This window comes from Marinomonas sp. ABL3_031 (genome assembly GCF_056161265.1).
In genome coordinates this window covers 67,733-87,979 of the sequence record NZ_JBSWYU010000013.1, presented here as the reverse complement: position 1 = coordinate 87,979, position 20,247 = coordinate 67,733, and the positions used below count along the sequence as shown (strand labels likewise).

The 20,247-nt window shown below is 45.6% G+C and carries 17 protein-coding genes; 13 read left to right on the top strand and 4 right to left on the bottom strand.

Features of this window, described 5'->3' with window-relative positions:
- Positions 1-171 precede the first annotated feature (171 nt).
- Both grxD and ACXAH2_RS14170 read left to right on the top strand, forming a co-directional pair.
- Positions 172-501: a Grx4 family monothiol glutaredoxin gene (gene grxD, locus ACXAH2_RS14175; protein ID WP_353669379.1), complete on the top strand. Its 330-nt coding sequence runs from the start codon at positions 172-174 to the stop codon at positions 499-501.
- A 62-nt stretch (positions 502-563) separates the two neighbouring features.
- Complete coding sequence (locus tag ACXAH2_RS14170) at positions 564-1,187, top strand: peroxiredoxin (protein WP_475079396.1); 624 nt, start codon at positions 564-566, stop codon at positions 1,185-1,187.
- A 99-nt stretch (positions 1,188-1,286) separates the two neighbouring features.
- Here ACXAH2_RS14170 and gloA2 read toward each other — a convergent pair whose 3' ends face one another.
- The 3 genes from gloA2 to ACXAH2_RS14155 are packed head-to-tail and all read right to left on the bottom strand — an operon-like array spanning position 1,287 to position 3,577.
- Positions 1,287-1,688, bottom strand: coding sequence for an SMU1112c/YaeR family gloxylase I-like metalloprotein (gloA2, locus tag ACXAH2_RS14165; protein WP_475079394.1), 402 nt, complete (start codon positions 1,686-1,688; stop codon positions 1,287-1,289).
- A gap of 8 nt (positions 1,689-1,696) precedes the next feature.
- The gene (locus ACXAH2_RS14160; RefSeq protein ID WP_475079392.1) at positions 1,697-2,650 is read right to left on the bottom strand and encodes a LysR family transcriptional regulator; all 954 of its coding nucleotides are present in this window, start codon (positions 2,648-2,650) and stop codon (positions 1,697-1,699) included.
- 27 nt (positions 2,651-2,677) lie between these two features.
- Positions 2,678-3,577 carry a LysR substrate-binding domain-containing protein gene (locus ACXAH2_RS14155; protein ID WP_475079390.1) on the bottom strand — a complete coding sequence of 300 codons (900 nt, stop codon included), beginning with the start codon at positions 3,575-3,577 and terminating at the stop codon, positions 2,678-2,680.
- A 499-nt stretch (positions 3,578-4,076) separates the two neighbouring features.
- Here ACXAH2_RS14155 and ACXAH2_RS14150 point away from each other — a divergent pair, with 499 nt between their 5' ends.
- From ACXAH2_RS14150 to cbiE, 8 genes are all read left to right on the top strand, one after another.
- Positions 4,077-5,864: a two-component system response regulator gene (locus ACXAH2_RS14150; protein WP_475079388.1), complete on the top strand. Its 1,788-nt coding sequence runs from the start codon at positions 4,077-4,079 to the stop codon at positions 5,862-5,864.
- 8 nt (positions 5,865-5,872) lie between these two features.
- Positions 5,873-8,656, top strand: a complete 2,784-nt coding sequence (locus ACXAH2_RS14145) for a PAS domain-containing hybrid sensor histidine kinase/response regulator (protein ID WP_475079386.1) — start codon at positions 5,873-5,875, stop codon at positions 8,654-8,656.
- 107 nt (positions 8,657-8,763) lie between these two features.
- Positions 8,764-10,524, top strand: coding sequence for an ATP-binding protein (locus ACXAH2_RS14140; RefSeq protein WP_475079385.1), 1,761 nt, complete (start codon positions 8,764-8,766; stop codon positions 10,522-10,524).
- Entirely contained in the window at positions 10,521-11,870 is a 1,350-nt protein-coding gene (locus ACXAH2_RS14135; RefSeq protein WP_475079383.1) for a cobyrinate a,c-diamide synthase, read from the top strand. The genes ACXAH2_RS14140 and ACXAH2_RS14135 overlap by 4 nt, the downstream gene beginning before the upstream one ends.
- Position 11,871: 1 nt before the next feature.
- A complete protein-coding gene (locus ACXAH2_RS14130) occupies positions 11,872-13,023 on the top strand; it encodes a cobalt-precorrin-5B (C(1))-methyltransferase (protein ID WP_475079382.1) in 1,152 nt (383 codons plus the stop codon).
- Positions 13,023-13,787 carry a precorrin-6A/cobalt-precorrin-6A reductase gene (locus ACXAH2_RS14125; protein ID WP_475079380.1) on the top strand — a complete coding sequence of 255 codons (765 nt, stop codon included), beginning with the start codon at positions 13,023-13,025 and terminating at the stop codon, positions 13,785-13,787. Before ACXAH2_RS14130 ends, ACXAH2_RS14125 begins: the two co-directional genes overlap by 1 nt.
- A 58-nt stretch (positions 13,788-13,845) precedes the next feature.
- Positions 13,846-14,514, top strand: coding sequence for a precorrin-8X methylmutase (locus ACXAH2_RS14120; RefSeq protein ID WP_475079379.1), 669 nt, complete (start codon positions 13,846-13,848; stop codon positions 14,512-14,514).
- Entirely contained in the window at positions 14,514-15,776 is a 1,263-nt protein-coding gene (cbiE, locus tag ACXAH2_RS14115) for a precorrin-6y C5,15-methyltransferase (decarboxylating) subunit CbiE (RefSeq protein ID WP_475079378.1), read from the top strand. Before ACXAH2_RS14120 ends, cbiE begins: the two co-directional genes overlap by 1 nt.
- A 103-nt stretch (positions 15,777-15,879) precedes the next feature.
- On the opposite strand, the gene betC is transcribed toward cbiE, so the two are convergent.
- Positions 15,880-17,418, bottom strand: coding sequence for a choline-sulfatase (gene betC, locus ACXAH2_RS14110; RefSeq protein ID WP_475079376.1), 1,539 nt, complete (start codon positions 17,416-17,418; stop codon positions 15,880-15,882).
- A gap of 117 nt (positions 17,419-17,535) precedes the next feature.
- Here betC and ACXAH2_RS14105 point away from each other — a divergent pair, with 117 nt between their 5' ends.
- From ACXAH2_RS14105 to ACXAH2_RS14095, 3 genes are all read left to right on the top strand, one after another.
- Positions 17,536-18,471 carry a LysR substrate-binding domain-containing protein gene (locus ACXAH2_RS14105; protein WP_475079375.1) on the top strand — a complete coding sequence of 312 codons (936 nt, stop codon included), beginning with the start codon at positions 17,536-17,538 and terminating at the stop codon, positions 18,469-18,471.
- Positions 18,472-18,549: 78 nt separating this feature from the next.
- Positions 18,550-19,299 carry a precorrin-2 C(20)-methyltransferase gene (gene cobI, locus ACXAH2_RS14100; protein WP_475079373.1) on the top strand — a complete coding sequence of 250 codons (750 nt, stop codon included), beginning with the start codon at positions 18,550-18,552 and terminating at the stop codon, positions 19,297-19,299.
- A complete protein-coding gene (locus tag ACXAH2_RS14095; RefSeq protein WP_475079372.1) occupies positions 19,299-20,063 on the top strand; it encodes a cobalt-precorrin 5A hydrolase in 765 nt (254 codons plus the stop codon). Before cobI ends, ACXAH2_RS14095 begins: the two co-directional genes overlap by 1 nt.
- The last annotated feature ends 184 nt before the right edge of the window (positions 20,064-20,247 follow it).

Here is a 20,247-nt window from a genome sequence, read left to right as displayed (position 1 = left end):
AAGAGACCCCATAAACTGGTGCAACTTTACAGAACAATCGGCACTGACACCCAAAGGCTTTTGTGTAACATGTTTATTTGGGGGGCGGTGAGTATAAGGAAGGTAGGGTCTACAGACTGAAGTCAGTGGACTTCCCCGTACCTTCCTATAACCAATAGCGAGGTTTTTAGCGTGAGTAATACTATCGAAACAATTAAAGAGCAGATTACTAATAACGATATTTTGTTGTACATGAAGGGCAATCCTCGTGCGCCACAATGTGGTTTTTCTGCTCAAGCAGTACAAGCCTTAATGTCTTGTGGCGAACGTTTTGCTTTCGTGAATATTTTGGATAACCCTGACATTCGCGCAGAATTACCAAAGTACGCTAACTGGCCAACCTTCCCACAGTTGTGGGTAAAAGGTGAGTTGGTGGGAGGCTGTGACATTATTGTCGAAATGGCCAGTAATGGTGAATTGCAAGAACTCATCAAAGAAGCGGCGGGCAGTTCAGAAGAATAAGTCTGAGTATTTTTCTACTGCACAACAGGTTTTAAACTAAGGAAATCAAAGGAGACACTTGTATGTCTATTTTAGTCGGAAAAAAAGCACCAGATTTTACAGTTCCAGCGGTATTGGCTGACGGTCAAATTGTTGATTCTTTCAACTTAGCAGAAACCATCAAAGGTAAATATGCGATCGTATTCTTTTATCCATTGGACTTCACTTTCGTATGTCCGTCTGAAATCATCGCTATGTCTCACCGCATGGAAAAATTCCGCGAAATGGGGGTTGAGGTAATTGGTGTGTCTATTGACTCTCATTTCACTCACAATGCTTGGCGTAATACACCTGTAGATCAAGGTGGTATCGGTGCAGTTGAATACACACTGGCTGCGGACATGGATCACGAAATTGCTAAAGCTTACGGCATTGAATCAGAAGGGGGTGATTCTTACTACCCAGCTGGCGTAGCAATGCGAGCGTCTTTCGTGATTGACCAAAAAGGTATCGTACGTTCACAAGTGGTAAACGATGAGCCGATCGGTCGTAACATGGATGAATTAGTACGTATCGTTGATGCCCTACAATTCTTCGAAGAAAACGGCCAAGTTTGCCCAGCGGGTTGGAACAAGGGTGATAAGGGTATGGAAACGTCTCCAGAAGGCGTTGCTTCTTACCTTGCTGAGAGCGCTACATCGCTATAATTCCTTTGCTGTAATTGACAGCAAATGAAGGAAATAAAACGCACATTCGAAAGAGTGTGCGTTTTTTTATGGCTTGAATAAAGTCAGGTTTATGGTGTTTTATTGACGGTGTACTTCTTCGTATAACTCAAGTGGTAAATCGTCAGGATCGGCAAAAAAAGTGAAACGTTTTCCGGTTATCTCATCCACACGAATAGCTTCTGTGACTATGCCTTGTTCGTTCAAATAACGCACGCTGTCATCAAGATCAGCAACGGCAAATGCCAAGTGACGTAAGCCTTGAGCTTCAGGACGCGATGGTCGTGGTGGTGGATTAGGAAAAGAAAACACTTCTAGTTGTGTATGATGGTTGACGGCCAGATCCAACTTGTAGGATTGTCGCTCTGCTCGGTAGGTTTCACAGAGGATTTTAAAGCCCAGAATCTGATGATAAAAGTGTTTTGAAACTTCATAGTCGGAGCAGATTATAGCGACATGATGGAGATGGGAAACCGCAAGCATAGGACTCCCTAGTGGCTAGATTGTGCTTTTAATTCGTTGGCAACGTCAATGACTTGACGTCGAAACCAGATATGGCTGGCATCATGATGAAGTAATGGACTCCAAATCATTTGCAGCTCGATTTTGGGTATCTCAAAGGGGGGGTCGAGAATCACTAAATCTGGATTTTTTTTATTCACCATAGCCACTTTCTTCGGTAAGGTAGCGATCAAATCTTGTTCCAGAGCCAGGTGCATGGCAGTGTGATAGCTGCGGGTAAATACACGAATGCTGCGTTTTTTATCAATGGCTTGTAGGGCTTCGTCCACCCATCCCAATTTTTGTACATCAGTGGGATCCATGCCGACACCAATGCCGAAGCCAGTTTTACTGACCCAAATATGCTGGGCTCGCAAGTAGGCCTCCAAATTAAAATTGTCTTTGATTGGGTTGTCGGCGCTCATCATGCACACAAAAGTATCTAACCAAACACTTTTTTGATGAAAGGATTGTGGTAATTCTTCAAAACGATTGATGGCCATGTCGATCTTTCCCGCCTCTACATCATGAAAAGTCACGTCACTGGGTGTCATGATGTCTAAGGTGATGCCAGGAGCGTATTCACGCAGACGATTGAGTAAGCGAGGAATGACAGTGGATGCGGCATAATCACTGGCCATAATACGAAACACTCGAGTACTGGTGCTTTCGTTAAAGTCGGCTTCAGGTTGTAAGGCTTCTTCAAGATCGAGTAACACTTTACGCACGATGGGTTGCAAGCGTAAGGCTTTTTCCGTGGGTTTCATGCCTTCACTGGTGCGTACCAGTAGAGGATCATTCAATAAGTCTCGTAAACGCTTTAGACCGTTACTCATTGCCGGTTGGGTAATATTAAGCTTGTTTGCAGAGCGTGTGACATTGCATTCACGTAACAGCACGTCTAAATAAATGAGTAGGTTTAGGTCGATCTTATTAATATTCATATAATTGTATGATGTTAATCCGTTATTTTATTCGTCAGACATGACATTACTTAGTGCCGGAATGGTTTTACATAGGTCAATAAAACGTTGGGCATTTTTCGTCAGTGCGGTATTGCGAGGCGTCACGATCAATAAATTACGATTAAGCTTTAATGGTGTTTTATAAAGACGAATTAAGTCAGCATTTAATTCTTGAGAAATGGCCATGCGCGATAAACAACCTAAGCCCATTTTATGAATGACTGCTTGCTTAACCGCTTCCATATGGGCTAAAGACAGTACCACATTGAGTTGCGGTATTTCTGCTCCCGTGGCTTGTTCTAGAATATTGCGCGTGCCCGAACCAGATTCACGCATTACCCAATTGGCTTGTTTTAAATCCTCCCAGGAAAGAACCTCGGGACGATCTTCTTTAGTAGAACCGAATACAACCAATTCATCTTGTAGCCAAACTTGTGTCATCAATTCAGCGTGTTGACAATAGCCTTCGATAAAACCGACTTCTGCTTTCCCTGTCAGAAGCTGCTGAATGACACTTTGTGTATTACCAATATCAAGATTAAAACGAATATTAGGATGCTGCTGTTTAAAGGTCGACATTTGCTTGGGTAGTAAGTAGTTCCCCACGCTGACGCTGGCAGCTAGGTGTAAAGAACCACTTAACTCATCGTCGTTGCCCATGCTTTCAATCTGTTCTATTTGACTGAGTACTGAGCGGGCTTGCGGCAGCAGGTGTCTGGCTTGTGGTGTAATTTGTAAGCGTTTGCCATGACGACGAAACAAGGGGCGTCCAAGAAGGGCTTCCAGTTCACGTAAGGCTTGACTGGCTGCGGGTTGACTAATGGCAACTAACTCTGCGGCAGCGGTCACAGAACCTGTGTGCACAACGGCTTCGAATATCTGTAGTTGTCTAAGTGTGATTCTCATGCGCGATGCATTACCTTGTTATGAGTGCGAATAAACTGTTTCAGGAAAGCTGCAAACAAACATGCTGTTTGCCATCTAAGCAGAGGGAAATGCACTTCCTTTTGTCTCATTGTCTCTAATCATAAACCGAAATGATTCTTGATGTGGAGCTTTCGGCAAAAATGACCGAATAAAATAATGCCATTGGATATTGTTGGAGGTGGTCAGCGGCGTACTTTTTAGTTTCTTGTTTCGATTGGTAACTTTTATAGAAATTCATTCTTAAGGCGGAGTAGTATTGTGAAAGTGTTGAAAAATTGTACGATTTGATTGTTGAGCAATAAGGCGTAAAGGGGTCTACAGAGTAGGGGAACAGAGCAACGCTGTTGCCGTTGTGCTAGCCAGTAAGTTTGTTCCTCGTTTCCTTAACCTTAGCCCTTTGGTGCCTTGGTTAGTGGCGGTTTATCCCAAAGAGATTGATTTTTATTTTAATTGATTAGTTTGCAAGGTGGCGTCTTTAATGGATTCTCTACCAACGGTTTTAATAGTTGATGATGTGCCGGAAAACTTACGTATTTTGAAGGACGTAATAGCATCATTAGATTGTCAGGTGTCCGTGGCTACCTCAGGTGAACGTGCAATTGAATTACTTAATAGAACGCAACCTTGTTTGGTTTTGTTGGATGTAATGATGAAGGGCATAGATGGCTTCGAAACTTGCCGTCGAATTCGTTCATTAGAACAGTATAAAGAGTTACCTATTATTTTTGTGACGGCTTTGGCAGACGAAATATCACTTGGTTTTGAGGTGGGCGGTAATGATTTTATCAGTAAGCCATTTCGAGTCGACGAAGTGCGTGTACGAGTACAACATCAGCTTGAGAAATATCGCCTACTGCAAGAGCTAAGAGAATTGACCATCACCTTGGAAGACAAAGTTCATGAACGTACGGCGGATTTAAATTTACTGAATCGAAATTTGCGTAAAGAAATCAATGAACGACGTTATATGCAAGATAGGCTCAAATATCTGGCGCAACATGACTTTGTTACCCAGTTATATAACCGTGATGCACTCGATGAACACGTCACTCACCTGATTTCCGATTTACCGACTCAGCCAGCTAATACGCAATTATCTTACTTTGCCTTAATGGACATTAACGAATTTAGATTAATTAACGACTCCTGTGGTTGTATCGCTGGTGATGAACTGCTGCATCAACTGGCTGAACTGCTGGCTGAGCAAATTGATCCTAAGCGAGATTTTTGTGCACGTATGAGTGGGGATAAGTTTGTCGTGGTATTGGATAACGGTGGCGCGGAAGCTGTTGCGTCATTTTTCCGTCTGTTTCATCAGGCGTTAGAAGCTTTTACGTTTGCTTGGGACGAGCGACAGTTTCGTATCAGTGTCACGCAAGTTGCCTTGCCCATCACCCAGCAAATTTCTTCTTTTGAACAGTTGGTCATGCTGGCGGATGAAGTTTGTTATGCCGGTAAGAAATCAGGGGTTAAAACTCGGGTAGTAAAAGATGCCGATGACATGGAATTTAAAGAATATAGAGGCAATTTGAATTGGGGATTGCGCATTATTGATGGCTTGGAGAAAGACTTATTTGAAGTGCATTTCCAACAAGTATGTTCATTAACCCAAAGCAGGTCGAAGAAGAAAATCGAGATTTTAGTGCGTCTCAAAGATGAGGTAAATGGCGGTTTAATTTACCCTAATGATTTCATTCGTGCGGCAGAGCGCTTTGGCATCATATCGAAAATAGATCGCTGGGTGATTCAGCATACGATGCGAGAATTGTCGCATCGAACCCAGTTATGGGAAGACATAGAGCAAGTCGCTATTAATATTTCTGCTTTGTCGGTTCGTCAGGCGAACTTTTCTGGTTTCATTGTTGAACAGCTAGAAAAATATCAGCTGGATGGACGAAAGTTTTGTTTTGAGATCACTGAAACGGAAGCTCTGAATAACTTTAATGATACTCGAAACTTTATGTCCTTATTGCATGAACAAGGTTGTACCATCGCACTTGATGACTTTGGGACAGGTTTTTCTTCGTTCGCTTACTTGATGGATTTGCCGTTTGATTTGATTAAGATAGACGGCATGTTTATTAAAGACATGCATCAAAATGAAATTCATTTTGGTATGGTCGATTCCATTGTCAAACTCGCCAAAATGCTGAAAAAGCCTGTCGTTGCAGAATTTGTAGAAAATCAAACCATTGTCGATTTACTGAAATCTCTGGGTGTGGAATGGGGGCAAGGCTACCATTTCCATAAGCCCGAAAAATTGTGATGGATTGAATGAATCAAGTCTTTACTAAGGAGCAAGAGTTAATGGGATTTGCAGAGCTGTTTTATCTGCTGGTAGCGGTCTTTGTCACAACCTTGCTGTGCTTGGTCATTTTTCAACTCATTGCATTATGGCGTTTCAGACATCTTCAGCGCCGTTATTATCGAGCCGTTTTAGCCACCAAAGGCGGTGTATGGGAATGGTTTCCGGCGACCAATCGTTTATATATGTCTTCCGAGTTCTTCTTGCAATTGGGCTTTGCAGAAAATCAAACACCAAAGCAAATATCACAATGGTTAGCTTTATTGTTGGAGGATGACCAGCAGGCGTTTAAAGATTGGCAAAAGCATATGCTGGAAAATGGCTCAGATGATCACAAGGTGTTTACCCTTAGGTTGCAACTGCATAACCCAATTCAGCAACGTTACTGGCTTGAGATTCGTGGCCGTGTTTCTCGTCGTGATGCACGTCAGGGGATAAAAAGTATTGCAGGCACCATAGAAGACATTGGCTATTGGGTTGATACCGAAAATGAGTTAATCGCAGCGCGAGAAAAAGCACAACAGCGCGAACTGACCTTATCAACCTTACTGAACAATCTGCCTGATGTCGTCTGGTATAAGGACGAATCGGGTCGCTATTTGAATTGTAATCAGGCTTTTTTTGATTTCCATCGCAAGCCAGCAGAAGCGGTTCAGGGGAAAACCGATAGAGAGTTAAACCTTGATGGTATTGGGGAAATTTACCATCAACGGGATCAATCCGCCCTAACAACTGGGCAAATTATACAGGATCAATCTTGGGGGTATTCCGAGGCCTTACAAGAAGATAGGTTGTTTGAAATTCACCGAGTGCCGGTCATTGAAGCCTCAATTAACTTTCGTGGCACATTAAGTATTGCCCATGATATTACAGAGCGTCATGATTTAATTAACCAGCTCAAGTTATTTAAAAGTTTTGCAGATAACTCAGCACAAGGTTTTGCCATGGGAAGTTTGGCGGGGCAGGTGAGTTACTTTAATAAGTCCATTCGTTCTTTATTAGGTGTTGGTGAGGAGGTTAGTGATAAGGCATTAGCGCAATATCATTATTCAGATTTTTATCCACAGTCTCTTCATGAATATCTGGAAAAAATCGTGGCCCCTTATATGAAGGAGCATGGCATGTGGCAAGGAGAGTTGCGTGCAAAACGATTGGACGGTGAGATTTTTCCTACCTATGAGATGTATTTCTTAATCAAAGACGAGGAAGGTAAATCTATCTCAGTCGGAAATATCATGACGGATATATCTGAACAGAAACAAGTATCACAACAACTAAAACAGGCCAAAGATTCTGCCGAACAAGCGAACCGTGCAAAAAGTCAATTTTTGGCGAACATTAGCCATGAAATCCGTACACCATTAAATGCCATCATTGGTTATGCCCAACTGATTCGTGAAGAGAGTAATCTAACGGGAGTGGCTCAAAATCGCTTTTTGGCCATCGCCAGTGCAGGTGAGCGCCTACTCAGCTTGATCAATGATGTTTTGGACATAGCACGCATTGAGTCAGGGCGTTTGGTGCTACAAGAGCAGAAAATGGATCTGTGTAAGGAGGTCCAACAAATTGGCAAATTACTGCAAGGGCAAGCAGAAGCCAAAGGTTTGCAGTTTGAGGTCGTGTGTGATTTTAGCGAAAGACAAATTGTCTGGATGGATATTATAAAGTTCCATCAGGTGCTAACTAACTTGGTGGGTAATGCGATCAAATTCACTCAGCAAGGCTTAGTTAAACTGAGTGTGGATATCTTGCATGATCGCATTCATGTGCGAGTGGATGATACGGGGCCGGGCATTGAACAAGAACTCATGGAAAATTTGTTTACGCCTTTTGTACAAGGTCAAGCGGGAGAACAATCTGGTGGTACAGGTTTAGGTTTGGCGTTGGCTTCGACCTTGGTTAACTTGATGCAGGGGCAACTTAAAGTAGAGAGTGTGTTTGGTAAAGGAACGCATATTTTAGTGGATCTGCCTTTTAATCCAATATCTGATGTTACAACTAATGGCACAGACGACGGCGAGCTTTTTGTAAATATGCGCCTCAAAACGCCAATCAAAGTTTTGGTGGCAGAGGACGACGAATGGTCAAGAGACATTCTGGTGTCACTGTTGGAAAAGGTGGGTTGTCAGGTGATAGAAGCTCAAGATGGCGAGCAAGCATGGCAAGCGTTTCAACAAGATATGCCTGATCTGGTAATGACAGACATTCGTATGCCGAACAAAACAGGCTTAGAACTGTTGAAGTCGATTCAAGGGATAAATCCACAGGCAGATATCCCTGTGCTGGCGGTCACTGCATCCACTTTGGAACATGAACAGCGAGCCTTGATGGAACAAGGATTTTGGCAAGTGATCCCTAAGCCTTATCAAATGGAAGATATTTATCGCGCCATCAATAACCATTTGGATGTGAAGTTTGTTAGTTTAACGGAAGATCGCCATGCTGCTGGTGTCAATTTAGGTACATTAGCAGTTGGCATGAAGGAGTCGGTTGAGGCAGGGCAAATTCAACATATCGAGCTGCAAAAAGCCGAACAACACCTTGATTCAAAAGAGATGACGGACGAGGATTGGCAAGCTTTACTGAATGCGGCTCAAAATGGCGATGTGGCGGCCATCGAACAAGAGTTCGTATATCTGGAAGACAAGTTAACTGATGGCCATAAAGCGGCTTTGTTAAAGGCGATTGAAGCTTTTGACTTTGGCTTGGTGGAAACCTTAGTGGCGCAATTTCGACAGGATGCTGAGTCATAAAATGTGTTAAATTCAACCCTGACTGAATGCTTTGCGTTTGACAGCGTTGGCTCCTGCGGATAAGGTCAGGCAATGCTATCTTAATCCCCGCAAACACGGATAAATTCATGACATCGAACCTTTCTTTTGATTTTCCTTTTACTGCCATAGCAGGGCAAGAAAAATTGAAACTAGCCTTGCTTCTCAATGCAGTAAATCCCTTGATCGGTGGTGTGTTAATCAGTGGTCCAAGGGGGTCGGCCAAATCAACCTTGGCACGTGGTTTAGCAGGCGTTATGCCAGCCATTATTGATGAGGGTGATGTGCCTTTTGCCACCTTACCTTTGGGGGCGAGCGAAGACAGATTATTAGGCGCCTTGAACTTGGAGCAAGTATTACAAGACAAACAAGTGGCGTTTCAGCCAGGCTTGTTAAGCCAAGCTCATGGTGGCGTCTTGTATGTGGATGAAGTGAATCTGCTGGCGGATCATTTGGTGGATCAATTACTGGATGTATCGGCCAGTGGTGTCAATCGAGTAGAGCGTGACGGTTTGAGTCATCAGCATGAAGCCAAATTTCTGTTGGTTGGCACCATGAACCCTGACGAAGGGGAATTGCGCCCGCAGCTAAAAGACAGATTTGGTTTTATGGTCAATCTTAGCAACCAATACAGCATTGAAGAGCGTGTGCAAATTGTGCGTTTGCGTGATGAGTTTGACCAAGACCCGAGCGCGTTTTGCGAGGCCTTTAAGTACAAACAACGCAATCTAAAACAGAGTATTTTGCAAGCGCGAGAACAATTACAGCAAGTACGTTGTGCTGATGAGATGCGCTTTAATATCGCTGAACTTTGTCAGCAAGCCAATATTGATGGGGTTCGTGGTGACATTGTTTGGGTGCGAGCCGCCATGACTCATGCGGCTTGGCGCAATCGACAAAGTGTCACCTTAGAAGATGTACAAGCGGTAGCCGAATTAGTCTTGGCCCATCGTCGTCAGGATGTCAGTGCGCCGACACCACCTTCACGACGTCCTGAAGCCAGTAAACCACCGCAGTCTGATTCTTCCCAAGGCCAATCGTCATCTCAGCAAAATAAAGCGCCTGAACAAGATGACAATCAAGAACAATCCCAAGGAGAATGGGGCAGTATGCCACCACAAAGTCTGGCGGCGGATCAGGCCATTCGAGTGCCTGTGTCCGCCTCAAAGCAGGTCACGAATCCTAGTCGCCATAGCCTGCGCGAGGTAACGCCGGGAAAGTCTAAAGGGTCGCATCGTGGCGGTTATCGTCATGATGCGCAGCAAACCTCGCAAAGTGTGGATTGGTTTCGCAGTGTATCTCGTCAGCCTCAACAGTGGCCGCCTGAAAATTTGAGTTTCAAAGCGGCGAAGACCGGACAAACAGTACTGCATTTGGTGCTATTGGATACTTCAGCGTCAACCTTGCATGAGAATACCTTAGCTAAGGCCAAAGCGGTGATTTTGGACATAGCGCAACAAGCCTATTTGGCCCGTGAACATTTGACCGTTTTGGGTTTTGGGCAAGACGATGTCAGTGAACTAATGGCCAGAGGCCGCGCACCAAAAGACATTGCTAAATGGTTAGATGAGGTGCCCGCTGGTGGCGGTACGCCATTTCGAGATGCATTACTGCAAGCGCAGAGTTATTTACAACAACAATATAGAAGAGAGCCTGAGCTTTACAGCCAGACCTATTTATTAACCGATGGACGCACTCAAGCGGACGTAGCTGATGTCGTTTTACCCGGAGCGTTAGCCCTGATTGATATCGAAGCCTCTGCGATTAAACGCGGCCGAGGTGGCGACATTGCCCAAGCCTTGAATGCCGATTATGTTTCTTTAGATTCCTTGTTTGAGACCGAACTATGACAACTCCTGTGGCCCATTGCCCCGCTTTATTTTTGACGGCACCGGCGTCAAATCAAGGCAAAACCACCATTACCGCAGCCTTAGCGCGTTATTTTACTCAGCAAGGTAAGCGTGTTCGTGTGTTCAAAACGGGGCCAGATTATTTGGATCCGCAAATCTTGGCGCAAGCCTCACTGCAACCTGTCGAGCAGCTGGATATTTGGATGGCGGGGGAAGACTATTGCCAAGACAAACTGTATCAAGCGGCTTTAGAAGCGGATTTGATTTTAGTGGAAGGTGCGATGGGCATGTTTGATGGCGAGCCTTCGAGTGCGGATTTGGCCGCCCGCTTTGGCTTGCCTATGGTCATCGTCATGGACGTAAAAGGCATGGCGCAAACCGCAGCCGCATTGGCAACTGGCTTGGCACATTTTCGTCAAGATGTAACGGTCGCCGGTTTGATTGCCAACCGTTGTGGTAGTGAACGCCACGCGCAACTGATTCGTGATGCCTTACCCAGTGATCTAGCCTTATTGGCCAGTTTAAAACGCGATGAAGAAGTGACCTTGCCTGAGCGTCATTTGGGCTTGGTACAGGCCCATGAAGTCTCACATGAGCTGGAAGAAAAATTTAACGCTGCCGTGACATGGCTTGAGTCTTCAGAAGATAATGCCTTGCTGTCTTTACCCAAAGCCGTGGCATTTTCGCCCAGTGAAAAAAGACTTTCGACCCATTCACTAACGCAATCTTTACAAGGCAAAACCATTGCCATTGCGAAAGACGAAGCCTTCAGCTTTATTTACGCTGCCAACTTGGTGACGCTAACCTCATTAGGCGCTAATTATGTGTTCTTTTCGCCTCTGCATGATCAAGATTTACCCGCTGCCGATGCTCTTTGGTTACCGGGCGGATACCCAGAACTTCATGCGCAAGCGTTAGCAGAGAATCAAAGTATGCTGGCGGCGATTCAAGCCTTTTTCCAATCGGGCAAAGGCATCTTAGCGGAATGTGGCGGTATGCTGTATAGCTTGGAAAGTCTGACGGATTTAGAAGAGAACACTTACCCCATGTTGGGGATTTTAAGCGGCCAAGGTGCCATGCGCGGCAAGCGAGGTTGCCAAGGCATGCAAACCGCTGTGTTGCCACAAGGGGAGGTGCGAGCCCATGCGCACCACAGATCTCGTAGCGCCAATACACCAACGCCTGTGGCTCACGGCCGTCGTCAACGACACCCAGCCCCTGGTGAGGCGATTTACCAAACGCGCGGACTCACGGCGAGCTATTTGCATTTGTTCTTTCCATCCAATCCAGAAGCCATCGCGCACGTTTTCCTTGGCACTTCGGCAAGCATGGACGAGGCTGGCTAAAGTGTGGCCTGAAAGCGGTGAAGAGAAAGCACCACTGCGCACTGGCCTGACAACGGGCAGTTGTGCCACCGCTTGTTGCGTGGCGGCGGCGCAATACGTATTTGCTCAGCGCCAAGATGAAACGGTCAGTATCCTGCTACCCAAAGGTAAATCGGTTGAATTGGTGATTGAATCTTATCAGGCCATGGCCAATGGCGTTCGCACCAGCACCATCAAAGACGCAGGGGATGACCCTGATGTGACCCACGGAGCCAGAATTTTTGTGGAGCTGACTTTGTGCGCGGAGCCTGGCGTGCATTTTTACGCGGCAGAGGGTGTCGGCACAGTGACACGAACCGGATTGGTCTTGGCGGTTGGGGAGCCAGCGATTAACCCCGTGCCACGTCAAATGATGACAGAGCATTTATTGGGCTTTGCTGAGACTTATCATTATCAAGGTGGCTTTAAGGTAGCCGTCGGCATTGAAAACGGAGCCTCCATTGCCTTGAAAACCATGAATCCGCGTTTGGGCATTCAGGGTGGATTGTCCATTTTAGGCACCACTGGCATAGTGCGACCTTTTTCCTGTGCGGCCTATATCGCATCTATTCATCAGGGCATCGATGTGGCGCGCGCCAATGGCTTGACCCATCTGGCCGCCACCACAGGTAATGCCAGTGAAACCGCCATAAAACAGCATTATGGCTTAGACGACATGGCTTTGTTGGAGATGGGGGATTTTGTTGGCGCCGTGCTAAAACACCTTCGTAAGGTGGAAAGCCCACAACAGCCACAATTGACTAAGCTAAGTTTATGTGGCGGTTTTGGCAAAATCAGTAAACTGGCGCAACAGCATATGGATCTCAACAGTCGAGCGTCCAGTATTGATCTACCCACGTTGGCGGCGTTGGCGGCCACTTTAGGGGCAAGCGAAGACTTGCAAGAACGCATGCGAGAGGCCAACACCAGTGTCGAAGCCTTGAGTTTTGCCCAGCAAGAGAAGCTCCCTTTAGCCGATGCAGTGTGTGCTCAAGCGGTGAGCTTTGCTCGTCGTTATATTCCCCAGCACATTGCATTGGAAGTGTGGGCCATTGATCGAAAAGGCCAGTTTGTGGGCTTTGCCAAGAACGATGCTAAGGACGATGTTAAGGCCGATGCTAAGGATAAGCCTTAATGAAGCGTATCTTGTTATTAGGCGGCACCGCCGATGCGCGACGCTTGGCCGATGCTTTACACCAATCCGGTATTCAGGTGATTTACAGTTTGGCGGGATTGGTGCGTATTCCTCAAGTGGATTGTGAGCTTTTAGTGGGTGGCTTCAGCCAGTTTGGCGGTCTAGTAAACTACTTACAAAGCCAAGCAGAGCGAGACCAAACCATAGATGCCATTGTCGATGTGACTCACCCTTACGCGCAAACCATGAGTAGCAAGGCTGTTTTGGCGGCGCAGCAAGTTGGCATACCCTGTTGGCGTTTTCATCGCCTCGCATGGCAACAGGAAACGGGGGATGATTGGCATTTCTATCAAAATGAAGAAGATTTGTTGTCCGTATTAAGCAACTACCAGCGTCCATTGTTAAGTGCTGGGCAAATGACACAAGAATGGCTGCAGACCCTAGCAAATCAATCTCAAATGGACAATATTGTTTGGCGTACCGCTGTGCCTGCCAAGTTTCCCTTACCGGACAAAGTAGTGTGGTTAAAAGCCATTGGCCCTTTTGCTTATGAAGACGAGCTGGCGTTATTAACAGAGCATAAGATTGATGTGATCGTCAGCAAAAACAGCGGTGGTAAAGCAACCTATGCTAAGCTTGTTGCCGCGCGTAATCTGAATTTGCCTGTGTATGTGCAGGCGCGTCCGGAGTTACTGTCAGCAGATAGAGAATTTGATGACCTAGCAGCCTGTTTACAGGCTTGCCAACAAGCTTGGGCAAATTGATGGCGTGTTGGTTTTGCCATTCGTCATAACAAGATATTGGAATAAAGACCCTTATAGTATGCAAAAAACACCACCTTCTTCGGATTACAATTTTCACTACCAACCCGATCCCAAAGCGATCGAACAAGACAGCTTTCGTCAGATTCGCGCCCTAACAGACTTGTCAGCTTGGGATCAGGATCAACAACAGGTGGTGATGCGTATTGTGCACAGTTTGGGCTTTCCTGAAGTGGCTGAGCAGGTGCGTTTTAGTAAACACGCCACGCAAGCCGGGCGGGAGGCTTTAGCGAAAAATGCCAGCATTCTTTGTGATGTAGAAATGGTTAAGCAAGGGGTGACCAAACGCATGATTGAACAGGAACCCTTATGTTTCTTAAATCACCCAAAAACGGCTGGATTGGCCAAGCAAAAAGGTGAGACACGTTCTATGGCGGCTTTGTCTCTTTGGCAAGGTCATCTTGCTGGTAGTGTGGTCTTGATTGGTAATGCGCCCACCGCATTATTTCGACTCTTAGAGATGATTGCACAAGGTGCCCCAAAACCCGCTTTAATCATTGGCATGCCAGTGGGATTTGTGGGCGCGGCAGAATCCAAAGAGGCTTTGTGGCAAGCGCATCAAGATTTGGGCATTGAATGCATTACTTTATTGGGTCGCATGGGGGGCAGTGCGGTGACCTCGGCCAGTTGTAATGCCTTATTGCGTTGTAATATAGGTGAGTATTACTGATGCAAATTCATGTAATAGGCTTAGGCGTTAATGAACAGGCGAATTTAGATGCTAAAGCGCAGTCTGTTTTTGACTCCTTGGGCGAGCAAGATGTGATACTGGGATCTCCAAGGCAACAAGAAACCGTCGCGGAATATGTGACGTCAGGGCAAAGGAAAGTCTTGCCAAAGCTGTCGCAGTTGTCTGCTGAGTTTGATCAATGGCAATCGCAAGGCACCAATACTGTCATTGTGTTGGCATCCGGTGATCCCTTGTTTTATGGCATTGGCACTTGGCTGGTGAAACACTTTGGTGCCCATAAGGTGATTTTTTATCCCAATGTGTCCAGTGTGCAGGTGGCGTGTCATCGTTTGGGAGTATCACTGCAACAGGCGCAGGTGGTGAGTGTGCATGGTCGACCTTTGCCATCATTACGCCGTCATTTGCAGGCTAATAAAATCCTGATTTTGTTGACTGATGGACAGAGCCATCCAGCCGCCATTGCACAAGAATGCGTACTGACAGGCTTGGACAAAAGCAGAATCACCGTCTGTGAAGCCTTAGGTTACCCGCACGAAAAAATCACCTCTTTTGCTGTGGAGGAACTCAGTCAATCTCAGCAAAATTTTGATCCGCTGAATGTGGTGGTGTTGGAAACCTCTGCTCAAACTAGCCTTTATCCTGCTTCGGTTGGCATTGCCGATGCTTTGTTCGTGACCGACAAAGAAGAAGGCAAAGGCATGATCACCAAGCGAGAAGTGCGTCTGATGATTTTGTCTTACATGCAGCTGGCGGCGAAAGACGTGGTGTGGGACATTGGTGCAGGTTGCGGTGGGGTCAGTGTCGAGTTGGCCTATTGGCATCCTGATGCTGATATTTATGCGGTGGAACATCACCATGAGCGTTGGGCTTGCTTGCAAGCCAATCAGCAAAAGTTTGGTGTCATGCAAAACCTGCATCTCGTGAATGGACGAGCGCCTGAGATTTTGTCCAAGTTACCCACGCCTAATAAGGTGTTTATTGGCGGCAGTGATGGGGAATTGGACGCACTCTTGAATCAAGCTTGGTCATTATTGCCAGCGGGCGGTGTGCTGGTGGTGAGTGCGGTGACGGAAGACACCAAATGGCAAGTCAGCGCCTTCGCAAAACAAAGAGAGCAGGCCCAAGACGCGCATCAAACCAGCATAGAAATGGCTGTGTCTAAAGCGCAGTCTTTGGCGGGGCAAACTCTCTATCGTCCTAATTTGCCAGTCACTTTATGGCAGTTTGTGAAACCTTCATAATTCAATGCTGTCTTTCACAACCTTTAGTGCTGTTTTTCGTATCCAGATTGAACTCTATCTTAGGGTGATTTTACGTTTGCTTTCATCAGTAATGACGTTTGCCCTAATTCACTTTAGGGAAGCGAGAGCGACTTTCTAGGTCGTCCAAATCAATATGATTTCTCATATACATTTCACTGCTATCGAATATGGGTTGATGATCCCAAGCGACTTTCTTGCCTTTGTTTAATGCTTTTACTATCAGGCGTCTGCGGCGTTGGCTGATTAATACTTGTTGGCTGAGTGCATCTGAATCCCAACGATTAGCCGCTTCCTTGCGGAAGTCCATCAATACCTCTTGATATTCTGCTTTTTCAGCTAAGTTGTTGAGTTCTAATGGGTCTTTTTCTAAGTCAAATAATTGTTCAGGGTCGATAGAGCAGCAAACGTATTTGTATTGCTGGCGACGAATCATAAATAAAGGAGCCAAGGTACCTTCGCCAAAATATTCGCCAATCACTTCGTCATGGCCGTCATTCTGACCTGTCAGATGGGGCAGCAAACTTCTGCCTTGAATCGGCATTGCAAAATTTGTGTTGTGATCGATATTGACCATGTCTAAGAAAGTCGGCAGCAAGTCCATGGTGGAAACCGATTCTTTAACACGCTTTGGCTGATAAAGATCGGGTGCGTGAACTATCATAGGCACTCGAGTAGAGCCTTCGAAGAAGGACATCTTGTACCAGAGATTACGTTCACCTAGCATGTCACCGTGATCACCAGAAAACACGATAATGGTATTCTTATCCAAACCAGTCTCTTCTAACGCCTTGAGCAATAAGCCAATTTTATCGTCTACATAGCTGATGGCACCATAATATGCTCGACGAGCATTACGAATCTGCTGTTCACTTAGTTCTTGATCGTAATAAGCGTATACCTCTTGTAGCCTTGCTGAGTGAGGGTCTTGCTCTTCTTTAGGTATGGTTACTTTCGGTAGATCGATGTCTTCGTCTCGATATCTATCCCAATATTCTTGCGGGATGGCATAAGGGTCATGAGGGTGAGTCATGGAAACCGTTAGACAAAAAGGTCGATCCTGCTCACGTCGAACATAGTCATATAAATAGCGTTGTGCATGGAATACCACCTCATCATCAAAGTCGAGTTGATTACTGCGAACACACGGCCCAGCTTGGGTAACAGACGACATATTGTGGTACCAAGTAGGGCGAGTATCAGGGTCATCCCAATTGGGGAACCAGCCATAATCGGCTGGGTAAATATCTGTTGTTAGACGATCTTCAAACCCATGAAGTTGGTCTGGCCCACAAAAATGCATTTTTCCAGACAGAGCGGTTTTGTAGTTTTGTGCACGTAAATAGTGAGCGAAGGTTGGAATGTCTGCAGGAAAATCCGCAGCGTTGTCAAAGGCGCCAATTTTGCTCGGCAGCTGGCCTGTCATCAGTACATAGCGAGAAGGTGCACATAATGGACTGTTGCAGTAAGCAGAGTCAAACACGACTCCCTGTTTGGCTAATTTGTCTAGATTAGGCGTTTTCGTCACCTTATGACCGTACGCGGCTAAAGCAGAAGCCGCCATTTGGTCTGCCATGATAAAAAGAATATTGGGTGACGATGATGCTTTACTTTGTTGTGACATATAGAGCAATTCCTCTACAAAATAGAATAAGTATTTTTAATGTGAATTTAGGTGTTCTTGCATATTTATAGGATTACACCTCTCTAATAAGGCTGTAAACTGGGGATAAAGTTATGGATGGGATTAGTATTGCTTATGTTAGAATGTGATGATTTACCGCCTTTGCAATCCCTTGTTGTTTTTGAAGCCGCTGCCCGTTTACTAAGCTTTACCGCCGCAGCCAAAGAATTAAATATGACGCAACCTGCGGTAAGTCAGCAAATTCGCGGTATAGAAACGGCATTAGGAGTGAAATTATTTGCGCGCATTTATCGCGGTGTGATGCTCACGGAAGAAGGTCACAGTTTGCTAAAAACGACGCAAAAGCATCTCAAAGAGTTGCGTTATGCACTGCAAAAAGTGAAGCAAAAAAATCGACATCCGCGCATAAATGTCGCAACGGATTTCGCCTTTGCCGCTTTTAGGCTGATGCCAAGGTTGCCTGAATTCCGCAAACAATACCCTAATATTGATATTCGTATTCAAGCGTCACAATCGGAAGTGGATTTGGCTTCTACCCAAGCGGATATTGCGATTTTATTTGGCGATGGTCATTATCAAGGTTACCGTAGCGAAAGGCTCTTAACCGAACATGTTTATCCAGTGTGCAGTTCGAAATTACTCGCTGACGCCCCCGTTGATTCTATGCAGGCTTTGTCCTCCTTACCTTTATTAAAACTCAACTTAGAAGCCGGAAAGCAATGGATGGATTGGGCTGAGGTATTCCGATTGAATCACTCTAGCATTGCACCACCAGAACCCGTCATGGAGTTTGATAATTATACTCTGTTGGTGCAGGCGGTCATTTCTGGACAAGGGGTTGGCTTGGGGTGGTCGCCACTGCTGGACGATTTAATAAAAAGTGGCATCTTGGTGGCGTTGGAGGACTTTGCCGTGGCTTCTGAACGCGGGTATTATATGGTCACATCAAATCAGCAAGCTTTGTCAGATCCTGCCATCGCCTTTCTGCATTGGATTGTGTCAACCAACGACAGCAGTCCTACTACACCATAAGTTGACTTTTATCTGCATGGCTTGAAATGTTATTGAGCAATGAATTTAAGTGAGACTGTTACAGATAGGAAAGAGTTAATGAGCACCACCAATCACGCCTCAATGCCAAAAAACAAAGGCCGTTTTATCGGGGTGGGGGTGGGTCCAGGAGACCCAGAACTAATAACCTTGAAGGCATTACGCCTGATTCAAAGTGCGCAGGTGGTGAGTTTTCTGGCCAATGAGGAAGGAGGTTCACAGGCCAAAAGTATTGCCCGAGAGGCCTTTTCTGCGGTGTCGCATCCTCAACAGGAAATTGCCATTAAGATGCCCATGTCGACCGACAGAGAATTGGCCAATCAAGCTTATGACGATGGCGCTAAGCGCATCACCCAAGCCTTAGAAATAGGGCTGGATGTGGTGTTTTTATGCGAAGGTGATCCATTATTCTTTGGCTCGTTTTCTTATCTTTTAGAGCGTATTACTGGTTTATTTGAATGTCAGGTGGTGCCAGGGGTGTCCTCCATTAATGCGGCAGCTTCTGCGCTTCGTCATCCATTAACCGTATTAAAAGAATCTTTTGCCGTGGTCAGTGGTCGTCACACTGCTAAGCAGATTGATACCGCTTTGGCGGAGCACGATACGGTTGTCATTATGAAAGCGGGTCGTGCGCGACCAAAAATCCTTACTGCATTGCGCAAAACTCAGCGATTACATCAGGCGAAATATCTGGAATACATAGGTCGTGATAACGAGAGAATTATTGAAGACGTGAGTCAGTTAGAAGACAAAGCCGGTCCGTATTTCTCCCTATTTGTCGTTACCAAAACGGAGCGAGGTACTCGCTGATGCGCATCATTGCATTGACATCGGCTGGAAAAGCATTGGCTGAGCGGATTTTGCAGTATTATCCAGAAGGGCAATTAGACTACAAGCCCAAGCCCTTTGCAGAGCAAGTGCAAGCGGCTTTCATGGCACAGGAACCCATGCTTTTTATCTGTGCTACTGGCATTGTGATGCGAACTTTAGCGCCAGTTCTACAAGATAAATACCAAGACCCACCGATATTGGTAATGGATGAACTAGGACAATTTGTGATCCCTTTGTTGTCGGGGCACGAAGGTGGCGCGAACGAATGGGCTGCGCAAATCGCGCAAAAAATCCAAGCGCAACTCGTTATGACCACCGCCAAAGACTACCTTAATCCAATTTATACTCTGGGTATGGGTTGCGAGCGGAATTGTCCTTTGTCTTATTTAGAAGACATCATGCTGGAAACCTTGCAACAAAAAGGACTGACGCCCAACGATATTGCTTCCTTAAACAGTATCGACATCAAAGCCGATGAAACCCAATTGATCGCCTTGGCACAAAAATACCAATGGCCTTTCCACACCTATTCTGCGGATGTACTAATGGCTATGGAACCCTTGCTCAGCACCCGCTCGGAATACGTTTTCAATACTGTCGGCGTATTTGGCGTGGCCGAATCCGCCGCTCTTCTTGCCGCTCAAAATCTCTCCGACTCTTCCCCTGAGCTTGTAGTAAACAAACGAAAAAACACCAAAGCCACTTGCGCACTGGCACGTGGGTTTAGAGATGCAAAACAATAAAAGAATTTTATTTGTTGTTTTTTATTTTGATAATAAGAATTGTTCTCTCTATTGCTTTTATGTAAACTTTCGTAAGTTATAGTAATGGGTTTTTAAGTGCAAAAGTGGATTTTCGTTCTTTTGCAGCATAAAAAATCCATTCAACGTTTTTAGAGTCGTTATCTAAGGTTCAAAGTTGGCCTCA